The 24406-nt window shown below is 61.7% G+C and carries 21 protein-coding genes; 18 read left to right on the forward strand and 3 right to left on the reverse strand.

What is annotated here, in order from left to right:
- Window positions 1-45 precede the first annotated feature (45 nt).
- The 4 genes from AACP62_RS03815 to AACP62_RS03830 all read left to right on the forward strand — a co-directional run bounded on the left by AACP62_RS03815 (window position 46) and on the right by AACP62_RS03830 (window position 4258).
- Window positions 46-1002: an ABC transporter ATP-binding protein gene (locus AACP62_RS03815; protein WP_339346433.1), complete on the forward strand. Its 957-nt coding sequence runs from the start codon at window positions 46-48 to the stop codon at window positions 1000-1002.
- 38 nt (window positions 1003-1040) lie between these two features.
- A complete protein-coding gene (locus tag AACP62_RS03820) occupies window positions 1041-2240 on the forward strand; it encodes an ABC transporter permease (protein ID WP_339346435.1) in 1200 nt (399 codons plus the stop codon).
- Window positions 2227-3564, forward strand: a complete 1338-nt coding sequence (locus AACP62_RS03825; RefSeq protein ID WP_339346437.1) for an ABC transporter permease — start codon at window positions 2227-2229, stop codon at window positions 3562-3564. Before AACP62_RS03820 ends, AACP62_RS03825 begins: the two co-directional genes overlap by 14 nt.
- A gap of 70 nt (window positions 3565-3634) precedes the next feature.
- On the forward strand, window positions 3635-4258 hold the full coding sequence (locus AACP62_RS03830) for an NAD(P)H-dependent oxidoreductase (RefSeq protein WP_339346439.1): 624 nt from the start codon (window positions 3635-3637) through the stop codon (window positions 4256-4258).
- Window positions 4259-4346: 88 nt separating this feature from the next.
- On the opposite strand, the gene AACP62_RS03835 is transcribed toward AACP62_RS03830, so the two are convergent.
- Window positions 4347-5627 (reverse strand): MFS transporter, encoded by a 1281-nt coding sequence (locus tag AACP62_RS03835; RefSeq protein ID WP_339346441.1) that lies wholly within the window; start codon window positions 5625-5627, stop codon window positions 4347-4349.
- Window positions 5624-6310, reverse strand: a complete 687-nt coding sequence (locus AACP62_RS03840) for a TetR/AcrR family transcriptional regulator (protein WP_339346443.1) — start codon at window positions 6308-6310, stop codon at window positions 5624-5626. Before AACP62_RS03840 ends, AACP62_RS03835 begins: the two co-directional genes overlap by 4 nt.
- A 318-nt stretch (window positions 6311-6628) precedes the next feature.
- Here AACP62_RS03840 and rpsD point away from each other — a divergent pair, with 318 nt between their 5' ends.
- The 7 genes from rpsD (at window position 6629) to mltG (ending at window position 13315) form a co-directional block, all read left to right on the forward strand.
- Window positions 6629-7255 carry a 30S ribosomal protein S4 gene (rpsD, locus tag AACP62_RS03845; protein ID WP_015021916.1) on the forward strand — a complete coding sequence of 209 codons (627 nt, stop codon included), beginning with the start codon at window positions 6629-6631 and terminating at the stop codon, window positions 7253-7255.
- A gap of 93 nt (window positions 7256-7348) precedes the next feature.
- Complete coding sequence (locus AACP62_RS03850; RefSeq protein ID WP_339346448.1) at window positions 7349-8017, forward strand: histidine phosphatase family protein; 669 nt, start codon at window positions 7349-7351, stop codon at window positions 8015-8017.
- A 92-nt stretch (window positions 8018-8109) separates the two neighbouring features.
- Window positions 8110-8541 (forward strand): DUF948 domain-containing protein, encoded by a 432-nt coding sequence (locus AACP62_RS03855; protein WP_339346450.1) that lies wholly within the window; start codon window positions 8110-8112, stop codon window positions 8539-8541.
- Entirely contained in the window at window positions 8541-8780 is a 240-nt protein-coding gene (locus AACP62_RS03860) for a hypothetical protein (protein ID WP_024627396.1), read from the forward strand. The genes AACP62_RS03855 and AACP62_RS03860 overlap by 1 nt, the downstream gene beginning before the upstream one ends.
- A 166-nt stretch (window positions 8781-8946) precedes the next feature.
- Complete coding sequence (gene alaS, locus AACP62_RS03865; protein WP_339346453.1) at window positions 8947-11628, forward strand: alanine--tRNA ligase; 2682 nt, start codon at window positions 8947-8949, stop codon at window positions 11626-11628.
- Between the two features lie 7 nt (window positions 11629-11635).
- A complete protein-coding gene (ruvX, locus tag AACP62_RS03870) occupies window positions 11636-12118 on the forward strand; it encodes a Holliday junction resolvase RuvX (protein ID WP_339346455.1) in 483 nt (160 codons plus the stop codon).
- On the forward strand, window positions 12119-13315 hold the full coding sequence (gene mltG / locus AACP62_RS03875) for an endolytic transglycosylase MltG (RefSeq protein WP_339346457.1): 1197 nt from the start codon (window positions 12119-12121) through the stop codon (window positions 13313-13315). It abuts the gene before it with no gap.
- Window positions 13316-13345: 30 nt separating this feature from the next.
- On the opposite strand, the gene AACP62_RS03880 is transcribed toward mltG, so the two are convergent.
- Entirely contained in the window at window positions 13346-13819 is a 474-nt protein-coding gene (locus AACP62_RS03880) for a peptidase A24 (RefSeq protein ID WP_339346459.1), read from the reverse strand.
- A 62-nt stretch (window positions 13820-13881) separates the two neighbouring features.
- Between AACP62_RS03880 and aroC the strand changes: the two genes are divergently transcribed.
- The 7 genes from aroC to sufD all read left to right on the forward strand — a co-directional run bounded on the left by aroC (window position 13882) and on the right by sufD (window position 24405).
- Window positions 13882-15075 (forward strand): chorismate synthase, encoded by a 1194-nt coding sequence (gene aroC / locus AACP62_RS03885; RefSeq protein ID WP_339346461.1) that lies wholly within the window; start codon window positions 13882-13884, stop codon window positions 15073-15075.
- A gap of 13 nt (window positions 15076-15088) precedes the next feature.
- Complete coding sequence (locus tag AACP62_RS03890) at window positions 15089-16720, forward strand: bifunctional shikimate kinase/3-dehydroquinate synthase (RefSeq protein WP_339346463.1); 1632 nt, start codon at window positions 15089-15091, stop codon at window positions 16718-16720.
- Window positions 16721-16723: 3 nt separating this feature from the next.
- Window positions 16724-17194, forward strand: a complete 471-nt coding sequence (aroQ, locus tag AACP62_RS03895; RefSeq protein WP_339346465.1) for a type II 3-dehydroquinate dehydratase — start codon at window positions 16724-16726, stop codon at window positions 17192-17194.
- Window positions 17191-19734, forward strand: coding sequence for an excinuclease ABC subunit UvrA (locus AACP62_RS03900; protein ID WP_339346467.1), 2544 nt, complete (start codon window positions 17191-17193; stop codon window positions 19732-19734). The genes aroQ and AACP62_RS03900 overlap by 4 nt, the downstream gene beginning before the upstream one ends.
- 65 nt (window positions 19735-19799) lie before the next feature.
- Entirely contained in the window at window positions 19800-21464 is a 1665-nt protein-coding gene (locus AACP62_RS03905) for a CTP synthase (protein WP_029678563.1), read from the forward strand.
- A gap of 260 nt (window positions 21465-21724) precedes the next feature.
- Window positions 21725-23179 (forward strand): Fe-S cluster assembly protein SufB, encoded by a 1455-nt coding sequence (sufB, locus tag AACP62_RS03910; RefSeq protein WP_154313578.1) that lies wholly within the window; start codon window positions 21725-21727, stop codon window positions 23177-23179.
- On the forward strand, window positions 23179-24405 hold the full coding sequence (gene sufD / locus AACP62_RS03915) for a Fe-S cluster assembly protein SufD (RefSeq protein ID WP_045924506.1): 1227 nt from the start codon (window positions 23179-23181) through the stop codon (window positions 24403-24405). Before sufB ends, sufD begins: the two co-directional genes overlap by 1 nt.
- The last annotated feature ends 1 nt before the right edge of the window (window position 24406 follow it).

Genomic DNA, 24406 nt, shown 5'->3' on the forward strand with positions numbered 1-24406 from the left:
CGGCTGTCATAGTGTTGGGCCAGCCGTAGCTGGGATGATGGAATCATGAACAGTTCACGTGAGCAGGAGCCGGCCTTGCAGGTCAGCGCATTGGTGAAGCGCTACGGCGACATGGTGGCCTTGGACCACTTCGACATGGAAGTCAGCCGAGGTGAGGTATTTGGATTGCTTGGCCCCAATGGTTCAGGCAAGTCAACCGCCATCAACTGCATACTGGCCCTGCTCAGCTTTGAATCGGGGACGGTTCGGATATTCGGGCAGGAGATGACACCGACCTCCTACGACCTTAAAAGTCATATAGGCGTGGTTCCACAGAATGTGGCCGTCTTCAACGAACTGAGTGTGCAGGAGAACATCGACTATTTTTGCTCCCTCTATGTGCCTAGGAAGGCCGACCGCAAGAATCTGGTTGAGCAGGCCATTGACTTCGTGGGATTGGGCGACTTCCGCAAGTTCCGTCCCGGCAAATTGTCGGGCGGTCTGCTGCGCAGGCTCAACATCGCCTGTGGCATCGCCCATCAGCCCGACCTCATCTTCTTCGACGAACCTACCGTCGCCGTTGACCCCCAGAGCCGCAACGCAATCCTGGAGGGCATCGAACGGCTGAATGCCCAGGGGGCCACGGTGGTTTACACCAGCCATTACATGGAGGAGGTCGAACAAATCTGTACGCGCATCATGATCATGGACCACGGTCGTCAGATCGCCTTAGGCACTGCCGAGGAGCTCAAAGGCATGGTCCAGGCCGGCGAGCAGGTCACCGTTGAGACCTTGGATCTGCAGGACTCCACCCTGGCCCGGATCCGTGCCCTGCCCCTGACCCAATCCGTCGACTATGACGGCAAGGAACTGGTCATCCATTGTCGCCAGGGCGAGCACAACCTCCAGGACGTGTTGACGGTCCTGGAATCCACCAAGACCAGCTACGGCCACCTGACCAGCCGTCCGCCATCCCTGAACGACGTGTTCCTGGAACTGACCGGCAAGGAACTGCGCGACTGAGCGCGGTTCCAAGGCTCAATTGCAAGGAGCACCTATCTATGTGGAACTCATTCCTGATCAACGTCAAGACCTCGATACGCAACACCTCCTCCCTCTTCTGGGTCCTGGCCTTCCCGGTCATTCTGGCCGCTCTGATGCTCGGAATCATGGGCAACCTGCAAGACAGTTACACCGCCGAGGCACAGCACTTCGCCATAGTCTCGGACGCTAACTGGAAAGCCAGCCCAGGTGCTGACGAGTTGGTTTCCTCACTATCGAAGAAACCCAAGGCTGGATCCAAGGACACTCAGCTGCTTATCCCGACGACAGTAGCTTCCCGGGACGAAGCAAATACGCGTCTGGATAGCCGGAAGGATATCGGCTACCTGTACGCGAATTCTGACGGACTGGTCAACATGGTCCTGTCCGACCGCGAAGCCGCCAGCATCCAATCCGATGCAACCGCCTCCGAAGGCATAGCGGTCTCCATTCTGTCCGCTTCTCTGGGCAGCTTCAACCAGGCCAACTCCGCAAGGGCAGCCATTGCCATTGCCCCACCAAGCAACCAAATTCTGCTGCAATCTGGCGGACAGACCTACACCAAGCAAATCCGCCTGACGCACATCCATCCTTCTATGACCGCGCCCTACTTCTTCGCTGTGCTTGCTATGGCCTGCCTTATCGGAGCCAGCACCGCAGCCGAGATGATTGCCAGGACTCAGCCCAACCTTTCAGCCCTGGGAGCCCGACAGGCCAGCTCGCCCAGCCCCAAGTGGAGGCAGGCAGCTGGCGCCTTCCTGGCCTCCTGGCTCGTCTCCGCAGTCAGCCTCCTGGTCGCCTACATCTTCGTCCGCACAGTCTGCGGCGTGCAAAACGGTGGTCGTGACCCGATAGCCCTCATAGCCATCGCCGTGGGCACCTTTATGGCCACCGCTTTCGGCTCTATGATGGGCGCGATTCCCAAACTCCCCACCGAAACAAAGGTTGGCCTGGTCATAGGCATCGATTGCACCCTGAGTGCCTTTATCGGCCTCTACGGCAGCATGACCATGGACCTCAACAACGCCATCCAGGAGCATGCTCCTATCCTTCACCTACTCAACCCTGTCAAGCAGGTCTCCAACCTCTTCTACGACATCGTCTACTACGACAGCCTGGCACCCTTCGCCCGCACCTGCGGCATCGTGGCCATTATGGCCGCCCTCTTCCTGACAACCTGTGGTCTGCTTCTAAGGAAACAACGGTATGAATACTTGTAAAACAGCACTGCGCGTCATCTGGGCGCATAAGTTCTACCTGCTCCTGTACCTGGTGGGCATGAGCCTGATCATGGTTGTCGTCGGTTCCGCGAATATGCAGGCCGCGGTGCGTGCCAATGCCTCAAGCTCGGTTGGTCGCTTTGAACCCGCACGTGCGAAGGTGGTCGTCATCAACAGGGATTGCGGTAATCAGGTTGGTTGCGAGCTGGGCCAGGGTCTGAAGAAATATTTGGGCAAGTCGGCCCATCTGGAGACAGTCGACGATAAACCTCAAGCTCTGCAGGATGCCAACGTATCCGGCAAAAGTGATTTAACTGTCATCATTCCTAAGGGATATGGCCAACGGTTCCTTGAGGCGCTTGAAGACACTGCTGCCCAAGCTCACAGCGGCGGTAAGACGTCTGATTTTCCTAAAGTCGAAACGGCTGCCTCCTATAATTCCAGCCGTGGCAGTCTGGCACAATTGCAGGTGGACAGTTATTTTGATGCTCTTCGTACTGCCTTGCTTACGGGTCTGGGCCAAAACGGTTCGCTGGAGCTGCATTCATCTGCAGCGGTCAAGGATGCGGCTGCCTATGCAGTGGCCCACTATGCCGGCAACCAGCCACATGTGGGCATCCATGCCAGCCCGAAGACTGATGGCCATGGAGCCCTGTTGAAAGGCTTCGCTACGACAGTCGGCCTGGCTGCTTTTCCCCTGATGACGGCATTGACGGTCTGTGTTGCCACGCTCTTCGGAGCTTTCAGTTCTCCTGACCGACATCGACGCCTGCTTGCCTCTCCAATGCAATCAACCAGCCTGAATGGACAGGAACTCACTGCAGCCCTCATTGTGGCAGGCTTCTCCTGGGCATACTACGTGGCACTTGTTGCCTTCAGTATGGCGGCATCGGGGGTGTCCCTGGCTTCACTTGGCTGGGAGAGGGTGCTACTGAGCTTCTTTGTCATGCTGGTATTCGCTGTATCTGCGGCATCCTTTGGATTCATGCTTTCTCAGTTCAACTCTTCTTCTTCGCTCATAAACTCCGTCGGGGTCACCTTCGGCCTGGTGGTTATGTTCACCTCCGGGTCAAGTTCCGGCGGCCCCCTGTCTCCGATTATGCAGACTATCGGCAAACTGACGCCGGGCTGGTGGTACAACACTGCAGTCCAATCAATCATGGATTCGAGCGCAGCAGGTTTGGTCTCCTGGGGTCTTCCGCTGACCGTGGTTTTCCTGTTCGCTCTGGCCTATGCCTGTGTCGGTCTCATGGTCTCCCGCCTGACACGCACCGGGGCCACCCTGGTCGCTCCTGTCAGCTCCGACCCCAGTATGATCGGGTAGCTTTCCTGCATTCATATCATCTTTCTGTCAGCGGTTTTGCTTACGGTAATCTATCGAATATAAAACTATTTTGGATAATAGAGCTAAAACCAAATGCGGCATAACTGAAGAAGTAACTGATATGAACATACTTGTTATTCAAGGATCACCCTATGGCGGTAGTTTTAGCCATGCCAACGCCCAGGCTTATGCACAAGCCGCCCGGCGCAAGGGTCACAAGGTCGAAATGATCGACCTCAGCCAGGAAGACTTTGACCCGGTGCTTCGCTACGGCTACGCCAAGCACATGGAGGACGAATCAGCCCCCAAGCGTTATCAAGGTATGGTCGCCCGAGCCGATCATCTGGTCTTTGTTTTCCCCATTTGGTGGGCGGGTGAGCCGGCCATCCTCAAGGGCTGGGTGGATAGGGTACTCACGCCACAATTTGCCTATCGGTATGAGAGCAGCCTCAAATCGGAGGGGCTGCTCAAGGGCAAGACCGCACAAATCATCAGCAGCAGCCATGGCCCGGCCTTCGTCTCCAAGATGTATGGTTCCACTGTGACCCGATGGAAGTACTCCATCCTAAAATTCTGCGGTATCAAATTCACTGGAGCCAGCATTCTGGGCCGCATCGACTCGAAGGTTGATACGCCTGAACGCCGCCAAGCCTTCACTCAGAAGATATGCAAGACAGTGCCTCCAGCAAAGTGAGGTCTGTCAGCCCTCCCGAGATACTTCCGTATATATGCTGCTAAGCGATGGATCCCCTGATCACAAAAGAAAAGCGCTGTGGTGGCATTTAATCAGTATCCGGTTTCATGGCCAGCCTGGCTACCAGGCATGTCAGCAGTGTCACAATGACCACTCCAGTGATAATCAGGGTCATGGGGCAGTGGTCGATCAGCGGGCCGAAAGCGGCCTGCCCCAGCGGAATCGCGCACATGCATAGACTGTTGGTCAGCCCTATCACCTTGCCTATCAGCATTGAAGGGGTATGAATCTGCTCATAGGACAGGGAAGTGATGTTGACCGTCTGCACTATTCCCGCAGCCAGAGCCATGCACCCGGTTACCAGGGCGAAGAGGGCATATGTAGGCAAATGCAAAAGCAGTCCTGCCGCAATGGGTAGGAGAACCAGGGCACTACCCGAGAGCAGTATGGGTATCCGTTGCAGATAGAACCAGCCCGGACGGATGGACACCAAGATGGCTCCAAGTAGGCTTCCGCAGGCCAGTATTCCTTCGGCCAGCCCCTGCATGGCATTGCTCAGACCCAGCGTGCGAGTGACCATATATGGCAGGGCCACGTTGATGTAGGAGGCAAAGATCAGGTTGGCCGCCAGGCTGAGTCCTATGACCACTTTGAGGTTGCTATGTCCGACGAGGAATTGTGCAGCTGCTTTGGTGTCCGCGACCAGGTGGCCCATCAGTGCTCTTGGTCCTTGGGGGGAGCCCTGCGTCGGCTCGGGAATCCTGACGGCGATCCTGATCCAGGCGGCAGAGAGAAGACAGACCAGGGCGGCAACCCCGACCACTTGCATGATTCCGAAGAATCCCATGACCATGCCGGCCAATACTGGTCCGATCATTCCTACCAGGGAGATCGCCTGGGAAACCAGGGCTGATGCACGGGTCAGGTCTTTTCTGTCTACCAGGCGGTGAAGGGCTGCCTGCACCGTTGGGCTGTAGCAGGCTCTGTAGGCATTAAACAGCATCATGCAGGTCACGGTCAAAAAAACCGGATCGATCTTGTGGCTGATCAGGATATATAAGAAGGCGGTCAATGCTGACAGGATGTCCAGAACCGCCATGGTGGACTGCTTGTGCAGCCGGTCGGCCAGAGCTCCGCCCAGAGGGGTCAGGAGTATGGATGGAAGGACGGCCAGAGCGGATGCCATGCCATAGAGGGATGCCGATCCTGAGATGTTGAGCAGGTGAAGCGGCAGGGCGAAGACCAAACATGTTTGCCCCAGATTGGAAAGAATCTCAGTCGTCAGAAGAGCAATGAAGGGCAGTGTCAGCAGCCCTCTGCCCTTGGAGCGGTCTCTACTTGAAGCTTGGTCGTGAGCGGGCGGGTTCATATCGCGACTTCGCTTTCAGTCTTCTCATGGTCGTTGCTTTTGGCGTCGGTGCCGAAGGATGCCAGAAGGTCCGAGAATCCCTGATCTTGCAGGGGGATGCCCAAGCTTTGCATGATCGAGAAGAAACAGGCGGCTCTGGCGCGCAGCTCCGTCTGCGTGCCCCGGCGAAAGAAGGGCAGCAGCCACATGTTGGCCAGTAGGCGGAGGATCTCCGCGGCTTGTTCGACGTGGTCCACGTGCATTGAGCCGTCCTGATTGCCCTGCTTCAAGAGGTCGACAAAGTCGTCCCGCTCATCTACTAAGGCGGTGAATTCCATGCCGATCATCTTGGGATTGGCTTTTGGGTTGAATTCGCGGAACATCAAATTCGCGGCCTCCAGTCTCTTTTGCGCTCGCTTGGGAGAGAAGAGTGACTGCAAATGGTTCAAAGCCGTGCCTTGCTTCGACCGGGTATGGTTCTTGCTGGTCGTCTCGCTCATGGTGTTCATCAACCTGTCGGAAACGGCGTCGAAGAGGTCCTCCTTGGATCGAAAGTGGTGGTAGACGGCCCCCTTGCTCAAGCCTCCGGTCGCATCAATGATGTCCTGCATACTGGTTTTGTCGTAGCCCTGGCGGGTGAAGAGCTCCGTGGCGGCTTTGATGATTCGTTCCTGCGTCAGCTCAGGATGTGCGTTGCGGGCCATGGCCGTTTTCCTTTCAGGTAGATGATGATGAGTCGTTGTTGATTGGTTTGGCAGTCTGCCAGTCTTGACCCAATATCATACCGACCGTTGGTATGAATATATCACAACATACGCTCTGCCGTCGGTCGGGCACATGTGGTTTAATAAACACTTGGTTTGCGCATTTGTGCGCGGACCTATCTGGAGTCTCAGCCCATCAATGGGTCGGCGGCCGCAAGGTCGTTCGTGCTTGGCACGGTGAAGCATTGGAGAGGCCTGACTCGACGGTTCCGGCCGTCTTCGTTCAGATAACGACAGAAGCAAGTAAGGATTGCATCAATGACTAACATTCAGCGTGCGCGTCGCCAGGTCCGCCTGTCCCGCGCTCTGGGCATCGCCCTGACTCCCAAGGCCCAGCGCCTGTTCGAGAAGCGCCCCTATGGCCCCGGCGAGCACGGCCGCAGCCGCCGTCGCACCGAGTCCGACTACGCCGTCCGTCTGCGTGAGAAGCAGAGGCTGCGCGCCCAGTACGGTGTTTCCGAGAAGCAGCTGCGTGCCGCCTATGAGCGGGGCACCCACGAGTCCGGCCAGACCGGTGCCGCCATGCTTCGCGAGCTGGAGTGCCGCCTGGACAACCTGGTCCTGCGCGCCGGCATCGCCCGTACAACCGCCCAGGCCCGTCAGTACGTGGTTCACCGCCACATCCTGGTCGACGGCAACATCGTGGACCGTCCCTCCTACAGGGTCAAGCCCGGCCAGACCATTCAGGTCAAGCCCAAGAGCCAGACCATGGTGCCCTTCCAGATCGCTGCTGAAGGTGTCCACCGGGATGTGTTGCCCGCAGTCCCCGGCTACCTGGACGTGGACCTGGCTTCACTGAAGGCCAGCCTGGTCCGCAAGCCCGAGCCGGAGGAGATCCCGGTTCAGATCAACATCCAGTACGTGGTCGAGTTCTACGCTCGCTGAGCACTAGGAACTTTGGGGCCCCGGTTCGTCCGGGGCCCTTTGCATGTCAGGATCTGCCGCCCCTGCTGGGGTAATGGGTGCGATAATAGGGGCATGTTGTTCCATCTGTATGCCGTCCGCCATGGGCAGACCTATTTCAATCGTTACAACCGTCTCCAGGGCTGGTCCAACTCGCCCTTGACTTCATCGGGGCTGGAGGATGCCGACCGTGCGGGTCGTAAATTGAGCAAGGTGAGTTTCGCGGCCGCATACTGCTCGGACACCACACGCGCCCAGGAGACCGTCCGCAGGATCCTGGACCAGAACCAGTCGGAGAACAAGCCCGAGCCGGTCAGCGACAGCCACTTTCGTGAGCAGTTCTACGGTTATTTCGAGGGGCAGGACATGGCCATGGCCTGGTGGGCTGCAGGCGCGCCTCATGGAGCAGGCACCTACCAGCAGATTGTGGACCAGTTCGGTCTGGCCGCCACCAGGGACTTCCTCAAGGAGGCCGACCCCTTTGGGGATGCGGAGTCCGACAGCGAGTACTGGACGCGTATTGCCGGCGGGTTCGCCCTGATTGCAGCCGATCCGCATCTGAAGAACGAGGATTGCGTCCTGCTGATTTCGCACGGCAACACCCTGCTCAGTCTGGTCAACCGTTTCGGCGGCGGCCGTTACGACACCAGCAGCCGCCCGAGCAACGGAAGCGTCACCATATTCGACTTCGATACGGATGCTCCCTTTGAGCGGGCCCTCGAGGTCCGGTCCTTCAATCAATGAACCGGCTTCAACAGGCCGGTCATGGCCTGGACTGATAGACAGCGCGTGCTAGCGTTGTCCCCAGTATCGTACCAATGGAAGAGAGGTAGCAGATGGACGTAGGACAGATTGCCGGCCTGATAGCGGCCATTGCCTTCGCTATCCTGGCGGGGTTTCTGATCTATCCCCTGATTCGTCTGGGGAAGCTCTTCGATCAGCTGGCGCAGACCATCAAGCAGGCAGGCGACCATGTCGTGCCCACCCTGGACGAGTCCGCCAGCACGGTCACCCAGCTCAACCAGACCCTGACCGACGTCAATCGCATCTCCGCAGCGGCTTCGACCACGGCAGGCAACGTCGGCGCCCTGACCGACCTGTATGGATCAATGCTGGGCAAGCCGGTCATCAAGGTGGCAGCCTTCCTCTATGCCCTGCGCAAGACGATCTCGTCATTCCTCTCAGGAGGCAGCAATAGCGCCGAATCCAAGCCCGTAGCAGCCAAAAGAGCCAATGATGGCCAGGGGAACGAGGGGAGGACCCGCTGATGTTCAAACGGATCTTCTGGATGGGGCTGGGCGTCACGGCAGGCGTGGTCCTGGTGACCAAGGCCGAAGCCTATGTGAGGGCCAATACCCCCAAGCGTGCAAGGGAATTCGTGCTGGGCGAGGATCAGGACCAGGTGGCTTCCAGGACCCTGTCCGGTCTGGTGCGCCAGTTCACCCAGACAATGCATCAGCGGCAGGACGAGCTGGACCGCCGCTATCTGGACCGTTTCCAGGGCTGAGCCTGGGGCGGACAGGCCAGGACAGATGCGCCTGGTCGGTGTAAAATCACCATATTCAGCTATCAGTCCGGAGTGCGAGCAACCTGTCCGCGCCCCGGACAACCGAGTCATTTGGACAACCCGTAATCCAGTCGGCGTTCACCGGGTCTGAAGGAGCAGAAGCAGCATGCGCACATCGGAAATCGCCAAGCGTTTCCTCGATTATTTCCAGGACAAGGATCATCTGGTGGTTCCCTCCGCCTCCCTGATCTCGCCCAATCCCACCACGCTCTTCACCATCGCCGGCATGGTCCCCTTCATCCCCTACCTGCTGGGGGAACAGACCCCGCCCAAGAGCCGGATGGCCAGCAACCAGAAGTGCGTGCGCACCCTGGACATCGACGAGGTGGGCAAGACCACCCGTCACGGCACCTTCTTCCAGATGCTGGGCAACTTCTCCTTCGGGGACTACTTCAAGGAGGAGGCCATCCACTATGCCTGGGACCTGCTGACCAAGTCCCAGGACCAGGGCGGCTACGGCTTCGACCCCGAAACGATCTGGGTCACCACCTACACCGACGATGACGAGGCCCGCTCCCTGTGGAAGAACGAGGGCTTCGACCCCGAACACATGGAGATCCTGGGCATGGAGGACAACTTCTGGACCACCGGCGGCCCCGGTCCCGGCGGTCCCTGCTCCGAGATCTACGTGGATCGCGGCCCTGCCTACGGCAAGGAGGGCGGCCCCTCGGCCGACGAGAACCGGTATATCGAGATCTGGGATCTGGTCTTCGAGAACTATGAGGTGGACAACGTCCGCTCCAAGACGGACCTGCACATCGTGGGCGAGCTTGAGCACAAGAACATCGACACCGGCGCCGGACTGGAGCGCCTGGCCTACCTGCTCCAGGGCAAGCAGAACATCTATGAGACCGACGAGGTCTATCCCGTCATCCAGGCCGCAGAGGTCCTGTCTGGCCGACATTACGGCGACGATGCCCAGGATGACGTGCGCTTCCGTGTGGTGGCCGACCACGTCCGCTCGGCCCTGATGATCATGAGCGACGGAGTTCGCCCCAGCAACGTCGGCCGCGGCTACGTGCTGCGCCGTCTGCTGCGCCGGACCATCCGCTCCATGAAGATGCTGGGCGTGGACCAGGAGGTTCTGCCCCAGCTCTTCCCGGTTTCCAAGGAGGCCATGGCTCCCAGCTACCCTGAGCTCAACGACACCTTCTCTGATGTTGCCGAAGCTGCCTATGGTGAGGAGCTGGCCTTCCGCCGGACCCTGGACAAGGGGACCACCATCCTGGACACGGCCGTCAAGAAGGCCAAGAAAGGCAAGGGCGATCCCGAGGTCTCCGGCAAGGATGCCTTCACCCTGCATGACACTTATGGGTTCCCCATCGAACTGACCCTCGAGATGGCCGCCGAGCAGGGTGTCAAGGTGGATCAGGATGAGTTCCGAAAGCTCATGAACGAGCAGAAGTCCAGGGCCCGCGCCGATGCCATGAAGAAGCGGCACAACGTGGACCTAAGCGTCTACGACGATATGCGCAAGAGTCTGGACGAGCCCCAGGTCTTCCTGGGCTACACCGACTTCTCCAGCCGTTCGACCGTCCTGGGAATCATCCAGGAGGGCAAGGGAGCGGTTCCGGCCGTCAAGGCGCCTGCCCAGGTTGAGGTGATTCTGGACCGCACGCCCTTCTACGCCGAGGCCGGTGGCCAGCTGGCCGACCAGGGGGAGATACTGACCGATGATGGGGCCGTCCTTGAGGTGGATGACGTACAGAAGCCCATCAAGGGGCTGACCATCCACCGTTGCCGGCTGACTGAGGGAACGCTGACCCTGCAGGCCAAGGTCACAGCCACCATCGACAGGAACCGGCGCGGGGCCATTGCCCGCTCGCACACCGCCACGCACATGGTCCACAAGGCCCTGCGCGAGGAACTCGGCCCCCAGGCCACGCAGCGCGGCTCCGAGGATGCACCCAACAGGCTGCGCTTTGATTTCCAGTGGTCGCAGGCCCCCAGCCGTCAGGCCATGGAAGCGGTGGAATCCCGTGTCAACGACCGTCTGCGTGACAACCTTGCTGTGACCGCTCAGGAGATGAAGTACGATGACGCCATCGCCCTGGGTGCCATGCACCTGTTTGGAGAGAAGTACGGCGATGTGGTCCGTGTGGTCTCCATTGGCGAGGACGGCTGGAGCCGGGAGCTGTGCGGGGGAACTCATGTGGACCACGTGGGCAAGATCGGTGCGGTCTCCATCATGTCCGAGGCTTCGGTAGGCACCGGCGTTCGTCGTGTTGATGCCGTGGTGGGCCAGGGAGCCTACGAGTACAACGCCCGTGAGCACGCCCTGGTCTCCCAGCTCTCCGACAAGCTCAATGCCCGCCCCGACGAGCTCGAGTCCAGGATCTCGGCCCTGCTGGCCAAGCTCAAGGAGTCCGACCGCCGACTGGCGGCCACTTATGAGAGGCAGATGGAGCAGGCTGTGCCCGAGCTGGCCAACCAGGCGCTGCATGCCCCGGGTGAGGTCAAGGTTGCATCCCGGAATATGGGACATTTCGGCTCGGTCGATGCCCTACGCAAGGCGGTGACCGACACCAGGGCCCGCATGGGCGATGAATACCCGGTAGTAGTTGCTCTGGCCGGAGTCAGCGAGGACGACAAGCCAGTCATCTTCGTGGCCACCAACCAGGCGGCCCGTGACCGCGGTCTCAGGGCCGGCGACTTGGTCAGGACGGCCTCCAAGGTCCTGGGAGGCGGCGGCGGTGGCAAGCCTGACTTCGCCCAGGGCGGCGGCCAGGACGCTTCGACCATCGATCGGGCCTTGAGAGCCCTGAGTGATCAGGTTCAAAAAGGCTGAGCTCCTCGTGGGATCACAGACAGCCGTGTGGCTGGGGGTGGATCTTGGTGAAGCCAGGGTGGGTCTGGCCCTGTCGGACCCGGAGCTGACCCTGGCCTTTCCCGCTGGCAACATCAGGGTTCAGGGCGACTACTTTCAGGCCCTGGACCAGGTGGAAGACCTGATTATGGATAAATGTGTGTCCAAGGTCGTAGTCGGACACCCCCTGCTCCTGAGCGGCCAGGCTGGTCGCAGCGCCAAAAAGGCGGCCCGCTGGGTGCGCGCCCTGACCGGACGCCTGCAGGAGGCTGCGCAAGATTCTGGCGTTGCCCCTGCGCAGCTGCCCAGTGTAGTATTGCGAGACGAACGACTGACGACCGTCAGCGCCCATCGTCAGCTCTACGATGCCCGCGTGGACGGGCGAAGACATCGTCCCGTGGTCGATCAGCAGTCCGCTGTTGTGCTGTTGCAGTCGGCCCTGGACGACCAACGTGCCGACAAGGAGTGCTAATTGGCCGACGACATGCAGGAATTCTTCCAGGACAAGGTCCAGTGGGTTGCCGATGGGCAGACCCCGGTTTCCGCCATGCCGCCGCGTCCTCCTCGTTCGCGTCGTGAGATGCGCCGTCGGCGCGAAAGACGCAAGCATCGCAAGCAGATCATGATCGTCATCATCGCCCTTGCGGTCGTGCTGGCCACCTCCTGCGTGGCGATTCTGGTGGGCGGGCTGCGCCATGGCGCCCCCCGGATCGTAGCCACCAAGGAGGTCGCCCCCGACTATCCAGGCCCGGGCGGTCAGCCCCTGGAGTTTACTGTCGAGAGCGGCGAGGGGGCTGATCAGGTGGGTGCCAATCTGGTCAAAGCCGGGGTGGTCAAGTCCACTGCCGCCTTCCTGCATGCCATCACCAGCACCCAGTCCGAATCCAGGCTCCTGCCCGGTACCTTCGATTTGCGTCTGCGCATGAAGGCATCTGACGTGGTGGCCATTCTGACCGACCGGAACAAGGCCGGAGGCTTCCTGCAGGTGAGGGCCGGCGAGCGGGTCCGCGATGTGGTTGCCCGGGCCGCTCAGCTTTCCGGGGTTCCGCAGAGCGAATTCGACGCTCTGATCCAGGCCAAGGGCGAGGACATCCTGCCCCAGGAGGCGCATGGTAACTTTGAGGGTTGGTTGCAGCCTGGCGAGTACGACGTGCGCAAGGCCGGGTCGGCCAAGGCCATCCTGGGCAACCTGGTCTCCAAGCGGATCGAGCATCTGGACCAGTTGGGCGTTCCCGGAGGCCAGGACCGGCAGACCATACTGAACACGGCCTCCATCACCGAGGCCGAGGTCAACAAGTCGGAATACTACAGCAAGGTGGCCAGGGTCATCGAAAACCGATTGGCCAAGGGAATGCCCCTGGGCATGGACAGCACCGTGGCCTACTCCAACAATGTCTCGGCCTTGAAGCTTACCGACGCCATGCTGAAGAATGCCAACGACCCCTACAACACCAGGATCCACCAAGGTCTGCCACCAGGCCCCATCGGTAGCCCTGGGGACGAGGCCATCCAGGCGGTCATGCACCCTGAGTCGGGCGACTGGCTCTATTTCGTGACCGTCAACATGGACACGGGAGAGACCAGGTTCAGCGACAACCCTGATCAGTTCAACCGCGATGTCAAGGAGTACAAGGCTTGGGAGTCCAAGCACAACCAGCAGAGCCAGTAGTGCCTTTTCCCTGGAACTCAGTTGCCGGTCCTAGATGGCATCAATGATCAGGGTCACCACCGCTGCGGCGAGGATGACCGGGACGTAGGCCAGTGAGAGAGGGTTGTTCGTTCTGTCGGGTCTACGGCGACGAGCCAACCAGACCAGAGCGAGTGCAACCAGCCCCAGCAGGCCCATCATCAGCCACCAGATGAGGATGGCTGTCCACCCCAGAACTGATAGACTCAGGGCGACCAGACCCGTAGCGGTCACGTCGCCCAGTCCCAGCGCGCCGGGTCGGACCAGGGCCAGCAGAAACTGAAGGCCTGCAGAGGCCAGAGTCAGCAACAGGCACTGCGCGAGCATTATCGGCCTGGCCTGGATTAGTGAAAAGACCAGCAGGGTCACGGTCTGCAGCACCAGTCCCAAGAGCACCAGAAGACGGGGGACTCGCCGGGAGCGGATGTCAATCAGGGCCAGGAGGAGGGCGGTCAGCAGTCCCGGCGCTGGGATGAGGTAGACCATCTTCTAAGATAATCATAGGTAGCCCTAACCTGGCAAACGAGGAACGAACGAGGAGCTTGAATATGTTGCGCTGGCAGACGGCAGGGGAATCCCACGGAGAGGCCCTGGTGGCCATGATGGAGGGTCTGCCCGCAGGGGTCGCCGTATCCACCAAGGATATCGAATCGGCCCTGGCCCGTCGTCGGCTGGGCTATGGCCGTGGGGCCAGGATGGGCTTTGAGCAGGACAAGGTTCGACTGCTGACCGGAGTCAGACATGGACGGACGCTGGGCTCACCAGTGGCCATCGAAATCGGCAACACTGAGTGGCCCAAGTGGGAGCGGATCATGAGCGTGGACGAGCTGCCCGCCGATCAGGAGCCCCCGGCGACCGGTCGCAATGCACCCCTGACCAGGCCCAGGCCGGGCCATGCAGATCTGACCGGCATGCGCAAGTACGGGTTTACGGATGCGCGTCCGGTCCTTGAGCGCTCCTCTGCCAGGGAGACCGCTTCCAGGGTGGCCCTTGGATCGGTGGCCGCCGACTTCCTGCAACAAGCCCTGGGCATACGGACCGTCTCCCATGTCATCTCCATAGCGGGGGTCGGCCTGGAGGGGCATGAGGCTACGCCCGGCCCTGAGGACGGACCCGCCTTGGACGCCTCCCCGGTCAGGACCCTGGACAAGGACGCCGAGAAGCGGATGATGGCCAGGATCGACCAGATCAAGAAGGACGGCGACACCGCCGGTGGGGTCTTTGAGGTCATCGCTTATGGCGTTCCAGCAGGCCTGGGCACCTATGTGGAGGACGACCGGCGTCTGGATGCCGCCCTGGCCAGTGCCTTCATGGGCATTCAGGCCATCAAGGGTGTGGAGATCGGCGATGGATTCAGCGAGGCTGACCGACCCGGTTCACAGGCCCATGACGAGATGGAGCCCGGTCCGGACGGCACCATTCGCAGACTCAGCAACCATGCGGGCGGCCTGGAGGGCGGCACCTCCAACGGCCAGCCCATCAGGGTGAGGGCCGCCATGAAGCCCATCTCCTCGGTACCCCGGGCCCTGCGCACGGTGGATGTGGCCACCGGCCAGCCTGCCCAGGCCATCCATCAGCGTTCCGACGTGACCGCCGTGCCTGCCGCCGCAGTGATCGGCGAAGCCATGATGAACCTGACATTGGCGCGATTCGCCTTGGAGAAGTTCGGCGGCGACTCGCTCGAGGAGGTTCGGCGCAACGCCCAGGCCTACCTTCAGTCCTGGCCCGAGCATTTTCGGTGAGGGGCGTAATCGCATGATTGACAGCAGCAGCATGCCCAAGGCCGTCGTCATCGGCATGCCCGGCGCGGGCAAGACCCGTCTGGGTAGGGAGACGGCCGCCCTGATCAAGGCGCCCTTCCGGGATACGGACCAGTGTATCGAAGAAGAGGCAGGCCAAACGGTCAGTGAGATCTTCGACACTCAAGGCGAGCAGGCTTTTCGTGATATGGAAACCGAGGCGGTCCTGGACCTCCTGAAGGATTTTCCCGGCGGCATCCTGTCCCTGGGGGGAGGGGCTCCCATGAGTACCGGGGTCTTCCAGGCGCTACAGGACTATCGGCGGGCAGGTGGTGCTGTGGTCTACCTGCAGATCGACCCCGAGGAAGGGGTCAGCCGGGCGGCTCGCTCGGATCATCGTCCCCTTCTTCGCGGCGGTGCATCGGAGCGCTGGATGGCTCTCTATCGCGAGCGTCGCAGCGTCTACCAGGAGCTGGCCACCATCACCCTCAAATCCAGGAACACCACCCCCCGTGCCCTGGCCCGACGGCTGGCCGATGCCCTGACTGAGCGGGTGGTTCACGTCAGCGGTCCCGACCCCTACGATGTGAGGATCGGTGCAGGTGTGACCGGGCGACTGCATGAGCTGCTTGGCGACCAGACCATGAGGGTTGCCCTGATTCACACCCAGCCGGTCCAACGCCATTCCGACCATGCCCGGGCCCTGCTTCGACAAGCCGGGTATCAGGTAGTGGATCTGACCATTCCCGACGCGGAGGCCGGCAAGACCATCCAGGTCAGCCAGGGTATCTGGGAGCGCCTGGCCACTGAGGGCTTCACCCGCTCCGACGCGGTCGTGGGACTGGGCGGGGGAGCGGCCACAGACCAGGCCGGGTTCATCGCCGCCACCTGGATGCGGGGCATCCGCTATGTGAACTGCCCCACCTCCCTGTTGGCCATGGTCGATGCCTCCACCGGGGGCAAAACGGGCATCAACCTGGAGCAGGGCAAGAATCTGGTCGGCAGCTTCTATACCCCTGCCGGCGTCCTGGCTGATTTGCGGACCCTGCGGACCCTGCCCAATGACATCTTTGTAGAGGGTCTGGGCGAGGTGGCCAAGTCCGGATTCATCATGGACGGAGGCATCCTGCGCGAGCTGGAGGAGCGAGCCGAGTCCTTGCGTGCCTTCGATGGTCAGGAGTCCGACCAGTGGCTGGGTACGGTGGTCCAGGATCTGATCGAACGCACCGTCGAGGTCAAGGCCCGGCACGTCTCTGTCGACCTCAAGGAGTCCGGCTTGCGGGAGTTCCTCAACTACGGGCACACCCTGGGCCACGCCATCGAAAAGATCGAACACTTCACCTGGCGGCATGGTCAGGCCGTGTCGGTGGGCATGGTCTTCGCAGCCGAGCTGGCCAGGATCACCGGCTACCTGGATCAGGATGCGGTCGACTATCATCGGCAGCTGCTGTCCTCCCTGGGACTGAGGACCTGGTGGAATGGCGGAGACTTCGACCAGGTGCTCGCCCTCATGCATCGGGACAAAAAGGCCCGTGGCAACAAGTTGCGGTTTATCATTCTTGATGGTTTGGGCAAACCCACCCACCTGGACGACCCGCCGGTCTCGGCGATCAAGGAGGCCTTCCAGGCCATACGCAAGGAGGAATGACAGATGGCGGATGCCGACAAGGGCAGGCAGAAGGTTCTGGTGGTCAACGGACCCAACCTGGGTCGGCTGGGTGTGCGCGACCCCGATGTCTATGGTCGTCAGGATCTGGCGACTCTGACCCGGGACTGCGGAGACTGGGGTCAGCAGCTGGGTCTGGATGTTCAGGTGCTGCAGTCGGACGACGAGGGCCAGGTCATCCGCTGGATGCACCAGGCGGTGGATCAGCGCAGTGCAGTGGTGCTCAACCCCGCCGCCTTCACCCACTACAGCTATGGGCTTGCCGATGCCGCCGTCCAGGTCACCCAGGCGGGGCTGCCGCTGATGGAGGTCCATATTTCCAATCCGGCATCCAGGGAGGCCTTCCGCCGACGCAGCGTCATCTCGCCGGTGGCCACCGGCACCATCACCGGCTTGGGCTTCTACGGCTACCGACTGGCCCTGGAAGCAGTGGCCCATTTGCAGGAGACCGCATGAGCGACAGCGGGGAGACCAGCAGGAAACTTTCCGCACCACCCAAGGCCATCCTTGTCCGTGGCGCCAGGGTCCACAACCTGCGCAACCTGGATGTCGACATTCCTTTGAACCGCCTGGTGGGCATCGCCGGGGTCTCGGGCTCCGGCAAGTCCTCCCTGGCTCTGGGGGTCCTCTATGCCGAGGGTTCCCGCCGCTACCTGGAATCCCTGTCCACCTACACCAGAAGGCGGATGACCCAGGCCCAGCGTCCCCAGGTGGAGTCGGTGCGTTTCCTGCCTCCTGCCCTGGCCCTGCGCCAACGCCCGGGTGTGGGCGGCATGCGCTCCACCTTCGGCACCGCCACCGAGCTGCTCAACGTGCTCAGGCTGATGTTCTCCCGGCTGGCCAGCCACGTCTGCCCCAATGGCCATCGCCAGGAGCCCACCCTGGCTGTGGCGGCCGAGATGCCCATCACCTGCACGGTCTGCGGCGCTGAAGTGGAGCCTCCCAGCGCCGAGGAGCTGGCCTTCAACTCCCTGGGAGCCTGCCCTACCTGCCAGGGGACCGGGACCGTGCGCGAGGTGGACGATGCCACCCTGGTTCCCGATGACAGCCTGACCATCGACCAGGGGGCCGTGGTGCCCTGGCGGACCTTCGGCTTCAACGTCCAGCCCGACATCGTGCGCGAGTTCGGAGTCCGCACAGACGTACCCTGGCGGGATCTGACCGATCGGGAGCGGAAGATCGTCTTCGAGGGGCCGGCCGAGAAGAAGCACATCACCATTACTTCGATCAAGGGTGTCCACGAGCTGGACTTCACCTTCCGCAACGCACGGCTGACCGTGACCGAGGAGCTCAAGAGGGCCAACGACGACAAGCGCCTGGCCAAGGTGGCCAAGTTCCTGACCGAACGGACCTGCCCGGACTGCAAGGGCACGAGGCTCAACCAGCGGGCGCGTCTGCCAGAGATCAACGGTGACAATCTGGCTGAGGTCACCTCCTGGCCCTTGGATCGGGTGCTGGACTGGGGTCGGAAGCTGCCGCCCACGCTGCCCACACCCATGCGGCCCATGGCTTCGGCCCTCTGCAAGACTCTGGACGAGATGGGCAGACGGTTGATCCAATTGGGACTGAGCTACCTGACCCTGGACCGCTCCAGCGCCTCCCTATCCACAGGTGAGCGGCAACGGGCCCAGCTGGCCAGGGCCGTGCGCAATGAGACCACAGGCGTGCTCTATGTGCTGGACGAGCCCTCGACCGGCCTGCATCCTGCCAATCTGGAGGGGCTGATAGGGGTCATGCGCGATCTGCTGGCTGACGGCAATTCGGTCGTTTTCGTCGACCACGACGTCAAGGTTCTGGAATCAGCCGATTATCTGATTGAAATGGGTCCCGGAGCTGGGGAGCGCGGCGGCAGGATTCTGTCCCAGGGGGCCCCTGAACAGATCGCCGCTAATTCGGACTCACGCATCGCCGGCTTTTTGGATGGACGCGAATCCGTTTTGGTACGGGACCGGCATCCCATGCCTGCAGAGGATGAGTGGATCCGCATGCAGTCAGGGCCCATTCACACGGTCCATCCCCTGGACCTGGCCATTCCGCGTGGGTGCATGACGGCTGTGACCGGCGTCTCCGGCTCCGGCAAGACCACCATGATCCTGGAGTCCCTGGTCCCGGCCCTGCAGGCCCGCATCCAGGGCGACTCCATGCCCAAGCATGTGCACAGTCTGGACCCGGCCGGCATCGACAGGGTTCGCCTGGTGGACTCCTCGCCCATAGGCATCAACGTGCGCTCCACGGTGGCCACCTACTCGGGGCTCATGGACCGGCTGCGCCGCCTCTTCGCGGCCACTGACCAGGCGAAAAAGGAGAAGCTGGGCATCTCGGCTTTCTCCTACAACACAGGATCGCTGCGCTGTCCCCAATGCGACGGCACCGGCCAGATCAGTCTGGATGTGCAGTTCCTGCCGGACATCCCCATCACCTGCCCCAGTTGCCATGGTCGTCGATACCGTCCGGAGGCCGAGCACTACCGTCTGTCCACGCCGGCCCACCCGGAGCCGATGAGCCTGCCCGATCTGCTGGCCATGGAGGTGGGTCGGGCCCTGGAGGTCTTCGCTCAGGGCCGCGAGTACACAGCCATCCGCCGAGGTCTGCAGACACTGAAGGACCTGGGCCTGGACTACCTGACTCTTGGGGAGGACACCCCATCCCTGTCTGGCGGGGAGGCCCAGCGTCTGAAGCTGTCCAACGAGCTGGGTCGCAGGCAGAATGGCTCCATGTTCGTCCTGGACGAGCCCACCACCGGCCTGCATCCCTTGGATGTGCGCGTCCTGATCGGAGTGCTGGAGCGCCTGGTCAGCAAGGGAGCCACGGTGGTCTTCATCGAGCACGATCTGGACATGATCGCCAACGCCGACCATGTGGTCGACATGGGCCCGGGCGGCGGCGATCGTGGCGGAAGAATCGTGGCCCAGGGCGACCCTGAATCAGTGGCCCGCAACCCGGATTCAGTGACCGGCTGCTACCTGGCCGACCACCTGCATCTGGAGCGTGCCTGAATTCTTCCCTCCTCCTCGAGTGTTGGCCGGTTTCTGGTCGTTCCTGCCTGATAGGCTGAAGTTCCATGGTCAGAGAACATGGAAATTCGCAAGGGCATATCACCAAACACATTTTCGTCACCGGCGGCGTGGTCTCTTCACTGGGCAAGGGACTGACCGCATCCTCTCTTGGCCGGTTGCTGAGAAGCCGCGGAATCCGCGTTCTTCAACAGAAGCTGGATCCATACATCAACGTCGATCCGGGAACCATGAACCCCTTCCAACACGGCGAGGTCTACGTGACCGAGGACGGGGCCGAAACCGATCTGGACATCGGCCACTATGAGCGTTTCACCGACGTCTTCCTCTCCCAGAAGGCCAACGTGACCACCGGTCAGATTTATCAGTCCGTTCTGCGCAAGGAGCGGGCGGGGGAGTACCTGGGTCAGTGCGTCCAGGTCATTCCCCACGTGACCAACGAGATCAAGAGCCGCATGCGGGCCCAGGCCAGCGACGATGTGGACGTGATCATCACCGAGATCGGCGGGACTGTTGGAGACATCGAGTCCCAGCCCTTCATGGAGGCCGCACGCGAGGTTCGTCGGGACATCGGCCCGGACAACTGCATGTTCGTCCATGTTTCCTTGGTACCCTACGTGGCCGCCGCCCACGAGCTGAAGACCAAGCCCACCCAGCACTCGGTCATGGCCCTGCGCCAGCTGGGCATCGCCCCCGATGCCCTGGTGCTGCGCTCGGACCGGCCGCTCAACCAGGCCATCAAGGACAAGATCTCCCTGATGTGCGACGTGGATGCTGAAGGTGTGGTCAACTGCGTGGATGCGCCCAGCATCTACGACGTGCCCAAGATCCTCTACAAGGAGGGTCTGGATACCTACGTGGTCCGCAAGCTTGGGCTGCCCTTCCACGATGTCGATTGGAACGAGTGGGAGGACCTGCTGGATCGGGTCCACAATCCCCGTACCAAGGTGGCCATCGCCATCGTGGGCAAGTACATCGACCTGCCTGACGCCTACCTGTCGGTCATCGAGGCGCTGAAGGCCGGCGGCTTCGCCAACCGGTCCCAGGTGGAGGTCAAGCTGGTGGCAGCCGACACCTGCGAGACCATGGATGGCGCCCGGAAGGCCTTGGAGGGTGTCGATGGCATCGTGGTCCCCGGAGGTTTCGGCATCCGCGGCATCGAGGGCAAGATCGGCGCCCTGCGCTACGCCCGCGAGACCGGCCTGCCCGCCCTGGGTCTCTGCCTGGGACTGCAGTCCATGGTCATCGAGTTCGCCCGCCACGTCCTGGGGCTGGAGGATGCCAACTCCTCGGAGTTCGAGCCCGACTGCGAGAACCCGGTCATCGCCACCATGGAAGAGCAGAAGGACATCGTGGCCGGCCATGGCGACATGGGCCACACCATGCGGCTGGGCGCCTACCCGGCAGTGCTCAAGCCCGACTCCCTGGTGGCCCGACTCTACGGTTCCACCGAGATCTCCGAGCGCCACCGCCACCGCTATGAGGTCAACGTGGCCTACAAGGAGCGGCTGGACAAGGCCGGCCTGCATATCTCGGGCACCAGCCCGGACGGGCAGCTGACCGAGTTCGTGGAGCTCTCCCAGGATCAGCACCCCTTCTATGTGGGAACCCAGGCCCACCCGGAGTTCAAGTCCCGGCCCACCAAGCCGCACCCCCTCTTCGCCGGTCTGGTCAAGGCCAGCCTGGAGCACGGAGGCCAGGAGGCGGCCTGAGGTCGATTCTTTTTGGACTCTTTCGGTATGATCGCTCGTTTCTCTCTTGCAGGGAAGCGGGCGATTGTCCATAACTGCGCTTTTGTCAAGAGGAGGAGTCGGATTCCTTAGAGAGCGTAAGCCCAGGTCTGGCGGTTCACCAGTGCCCCGGTTATCCTGTAATGGTGTGAACGGCCGCATATGGCGGCCGTGCGTGTGTTAGGAGGTCTCAGCTCGTGGACAGCACCTCGCAGCGGACAGACACATCGCGGGATGTGGAAATGAGCCAGTATGTGGCCGACCGCTCCCGCGTCAATGAAGAAAAAATCAAAAAAGACGACCAGATCATCTCCGAGTTCGGCGACTATACCTACGGTTGGCACGACTCCGACGATGCCGGGCGCAATGCCCACAAGGGCATTGACGAGGACGTGGTCCGTGCCATCTCGGCCGACAAGGGCGAGCCTGACTGGATGCTGCAGATGCGTCTCAAGGGTTATCGGGCCTTCATGGAGAAGCCCATGCCCAAGTGGGGCGTGGATTTGAGCGGGTTCGATGCCGACGACTTCAAGTACTACGTCAAGCCCTTGAAGGAGCAGGCCAAGGACTGGAAGGACCTGCCCGACGACATCCGCACCACCTATGACCGGCTGGGCATCCCCGAGGCCGAGAAGAAGCGGTTGGTCTCCGGCGTTGCCGCCCAGTACGAGTCCGAGGTCATCTACAACTCCATCCGCGAAGACCTGCGCAAACAGGGGGTCATCTTCCTGGATACGGACACGGCCCTCAAGGAGTACCCGGACCTCTTCCGCAAGTACTTCGCCACGGTCATCCCTCCGGATGACAACAAGTTCGCCGCCCTGAACACGGCGGCCTGGTCGGGCGGATCCTTCGTATACGTGCCCAAGGGCGTCCATGTGGACATCCCCCTGCAGGCATACTTCCGCATCAACACGCCCAACATGGGGCAGTTCGAGCGCACGCTGATCATCGCCGACGAGGGTTCCTACGTCCACTATGTGGAAGGCTGCACGGCCCCCATCTACTCCACCGACTCCCTGCATGCGGCCAACGTGGAGATTGTGGTCGAGCCCCACGCCCGTGTGCGCTACACCACGGTCCAGAACTGGTCCAACAACGTCTACAATCTGGTCACCCAGCGTGCCTATGTGCGCGAGGGCGGCACCATGGAGTGGGTTGACGGCAACATCGGATCCAAGGCCACCATGAAGTACCCGGCCTGCATCCTGGCCGAGCCCTACGCCAAGGCCGAGACCCTCTCCCTGGGCTTCGCCGGCAAAGGCCAGTACCAGGACACGGGCGCCAAGATGATCCACCTGGCACCCCACACCTCCTCCACCATCGTCTCCAAGTCCATCTCCCGCAACGGGGGGAGGGCCGCATACCGTGGCCTGGTCAAGATCATCAAGGGGGCCGAGAAGTCCTCCTCCTCGGTGGTCTGCGATGCCCTGCTGGTGGACGACTACTCCCGCTCGGACACCTACCCGCACGTGGATGTTCGCGAGGACGACGTCTCCATGGCCCACGAGGCCACCGTCTCCAAGGTCTCCGAGGACCAGCTCTTCTATCTGATGAGCCGCGGCCTGGAGGAGAAGGAGGCCATGGGCATGATCGTGCGCGGGTTCGTGGAGCCCATCTCCCGGCAGCTGCCCATGGAGTACGCGTTGGAGCTCAACCGCTTGGTCGAATTGCAGATGGAGGGTTCGGTAGGCTGATGTCACAGAAGAGCGAAGTAACCATTCCGCACGCGGATCCCAAGGATCCCTATGCTTTCCCGGCCACCATGCCGTCCAGCGCCGACAAGGAGCCCCGCTCCTTCGATCCTGACGACTTCCCCATGCCCACCCGCAAGCAGGATGACTGGCGGTTCACCCCCATCGACCGGATGGAGGAGTTCTTCACAGTCTTCCAGCCCAGCGGCCTGACCAAGGTCTCGGTCTCCATGATCGACGGGTCGGAACCGCCTGCGGACCAGGTCAGCTTCAGCCGGATTCCCATGGATCAGGCCCCCTGCGGCACCGTCCTCAAGCCCAGCGACCGAGCAGCCGCTGTGGAGTGGGCCAGCGGCAAACAGGCGACCGTGGTCAACCTCAGGGGCACCCTGGATCAGCCCGTGCTGGTCCGTGTGGACGGCGGCGGCCCTGAATTGGACGCCTTCCACCTGGTCATCAAGGCAGAGGCGGGCACCAAGGCCGATCTGGTGGTTGAGCATCAGGGCCAGGCACGTCTGGCTGAGGGCGTTGAAATCGACATAGGTGACAATTCGCAGATGTCGACCACCTTCATCCAGGAGTGGGACAAGGGCAGCAAGCATGTAGGCAACCACCGCATCCACCTGGGCGCCGAGGCCTCCCTGCGTCACTCGGTGGTCAGCCTGGGCGGCGATGTGGTGCGGCTGCGCATGGACCAGGACTTCGGCGGCGAGCAGGGCGACCTGAACATGCTGGGCATCTATTTCGTCGATCCCGGCCAGCACATGGAGCACCGGACCATGGTGGTGCACAACCATCCCAACTGCAAGTCCCGTGTGGTCTACAAGGGGGCCCTGGACGGAATCGGCGCGCATACCACCTGGGTGGGCAACGCGCTCATTCAGCCCACCGCGCCTGGAACCGACTCCTACGAGCTCAACAGGAATCTGGTGCTGACCCCTGGGGCCATCGCCGACTCCGAGCCCAACCTGGAGATCGAGAACGGCGACATCATCGGGGCAGGCCATGCCAGTTCGGTCGGACGCTTCGACGACGAGGAACTCTTCTACCTGCAGTCCCGCGGCATCCCCGAGCAGGAGGCCCGCAAGCTGGTGGTTCGGGGCTTCTTCGGCGAACTGGTGGAGGAGATCGACGTCCCCAGCGTCTCCGGGCACCTGATGGGGGTCATCGACCGCAGGCTGGCGGCCGGCGAGGATCAAGAGATGCAGCACGTTTTGGAGGAGAACTGAC

This window comes from Bifidobacterium apis, from assembly GCF_036986835.1.
Lineage (GTDB): Bacteria > Actinomycetota > Actinomycetes > Actinomycetales > Bifidobacteriaceae > Bombiscardovia > Bombiscardovia apis_A.

Bases quoted from the DNA above. Each gene is read 5' to 3' on its own strand.
- AACP62_RS03855 (WP_339346450.1), top strand. From the start codon at position 8,110: ATGGACGTAGGACAGATTGCCGGCCTGATAGCGGCCATTGCCTTCGCT.
- AACP62_RS03905 (WP_029678563.1), top strand. From the start codon at position 19,800: ATGGTCAGAGAACATGGAAATTCGCAAGGGCATATCACCAAACACATT.
- AACP62_RS03815 (WP_339346433.1), top strand. From the start codon at position 46: ATGAACAGTTCACGTGAGCAGGAGCCGGCCTTGCAGGTCAGCGCATTG.
- AACP62_RS03825 (WP_339346437.1), top strand. From the start codon at position 2,227: ATGAATACTTGTAAAACAGCACTGCGCGTCATCTGGGCGCATAAGTTC.
- AACP62_RS03835 (WP_339346441.1), bottom strand. From the start codon at position 5,627: ATGAACCCGCCCGCTCACGACCAAGCTTCAAGTAGAGACCGCTCCAAG.
- rpsD (WP_015021916.1), top strand. From the start codon at position 6,629: ATGACTAACATTCAGCGTGCGCGTCGCCAGGTCCGCCTGTCCCGCGCT.
- sufD (WP_045924506.1), top strand. From the start codon at position 23,179: ATGTCACAGAAGAGCGAAGTAACCATTCCGCACGCGGATCCCAAGGAT.
- AACP62_RS03850 (WP_339346448.1), top strand. From the start codon at position 7,349: ATGTTGTTCCATCTGTATGCCGTCCGCCATGGGCAGACCTATTTCAAT.
- aroQ (WP_339346465.1), top strand. From the start codon at position 16,724: ATGGCGGATGCCGACAAGGGCAGGCAGAAGGTTCTGGTGGTCAACGGA.
- sufB (WP_154313578.1), top strand. From the start codon at position 21,725: ATGAGCCAGTATGTGGCCGACCGCTCCCGCGTCAATGAAGAAAAAATC.
- aroC (WP_339346461.1), top strand. From the start codon at position 13,882: ATGTTGCGCTGGCAGACGGCAGGGGAATCCCACGGAGAGGCCCTGGTG.
- AACP62_RS03820 (WP_339346435.1), top strand. From the start codon at position 1,041: ATGTGGAACTCATTCCTGATCAACGTCAAGACCTCGATACGCAACACC.
- AACP62_RS03840 (WP_339346443.1), bottom strand. From the start codon at position 6,310: ATGGCCCGCAACGCACATCCTGAGCTGACGCAGGAACGAATCATCAAA.
- alaS (WP_339346453.1), top strand. From the start codon at position 8,947: ATGCGCACATCGGAAATCGCCAAGCGTTTCCTCGATTATTTCCAGGAC.
- AACP62_RS03860 (WP_024627396.1), top strand. From the start codon at position 8,541: ATGTTCAAACGGATCTTCTGGATGGGGCTGGGCGTCACGGCAGGCGTG.
- AACP62_RS03900 (WP_339346467.1), top strand. From the start codon at position 17,191: ATGAGCGACAGCGGGGAGACCAGCAGGAAACTTTCCGCACCACCCAAG.
- AACP62_RS03880 (WP_339346459.1), bottom strand. From the start codon at position 13,819: ATGGTCTACCTCATCCCAGCGCCGGGACTGCTGACCGCCCTCCTCCTG.
- AACP62_RS03890 (WP_339346463.1), top strand. From the start codon at position 15,089: ATGATTGACAGCAGCAGCATGCCCAAGGCCGTCGTCATCGGCATGCCC.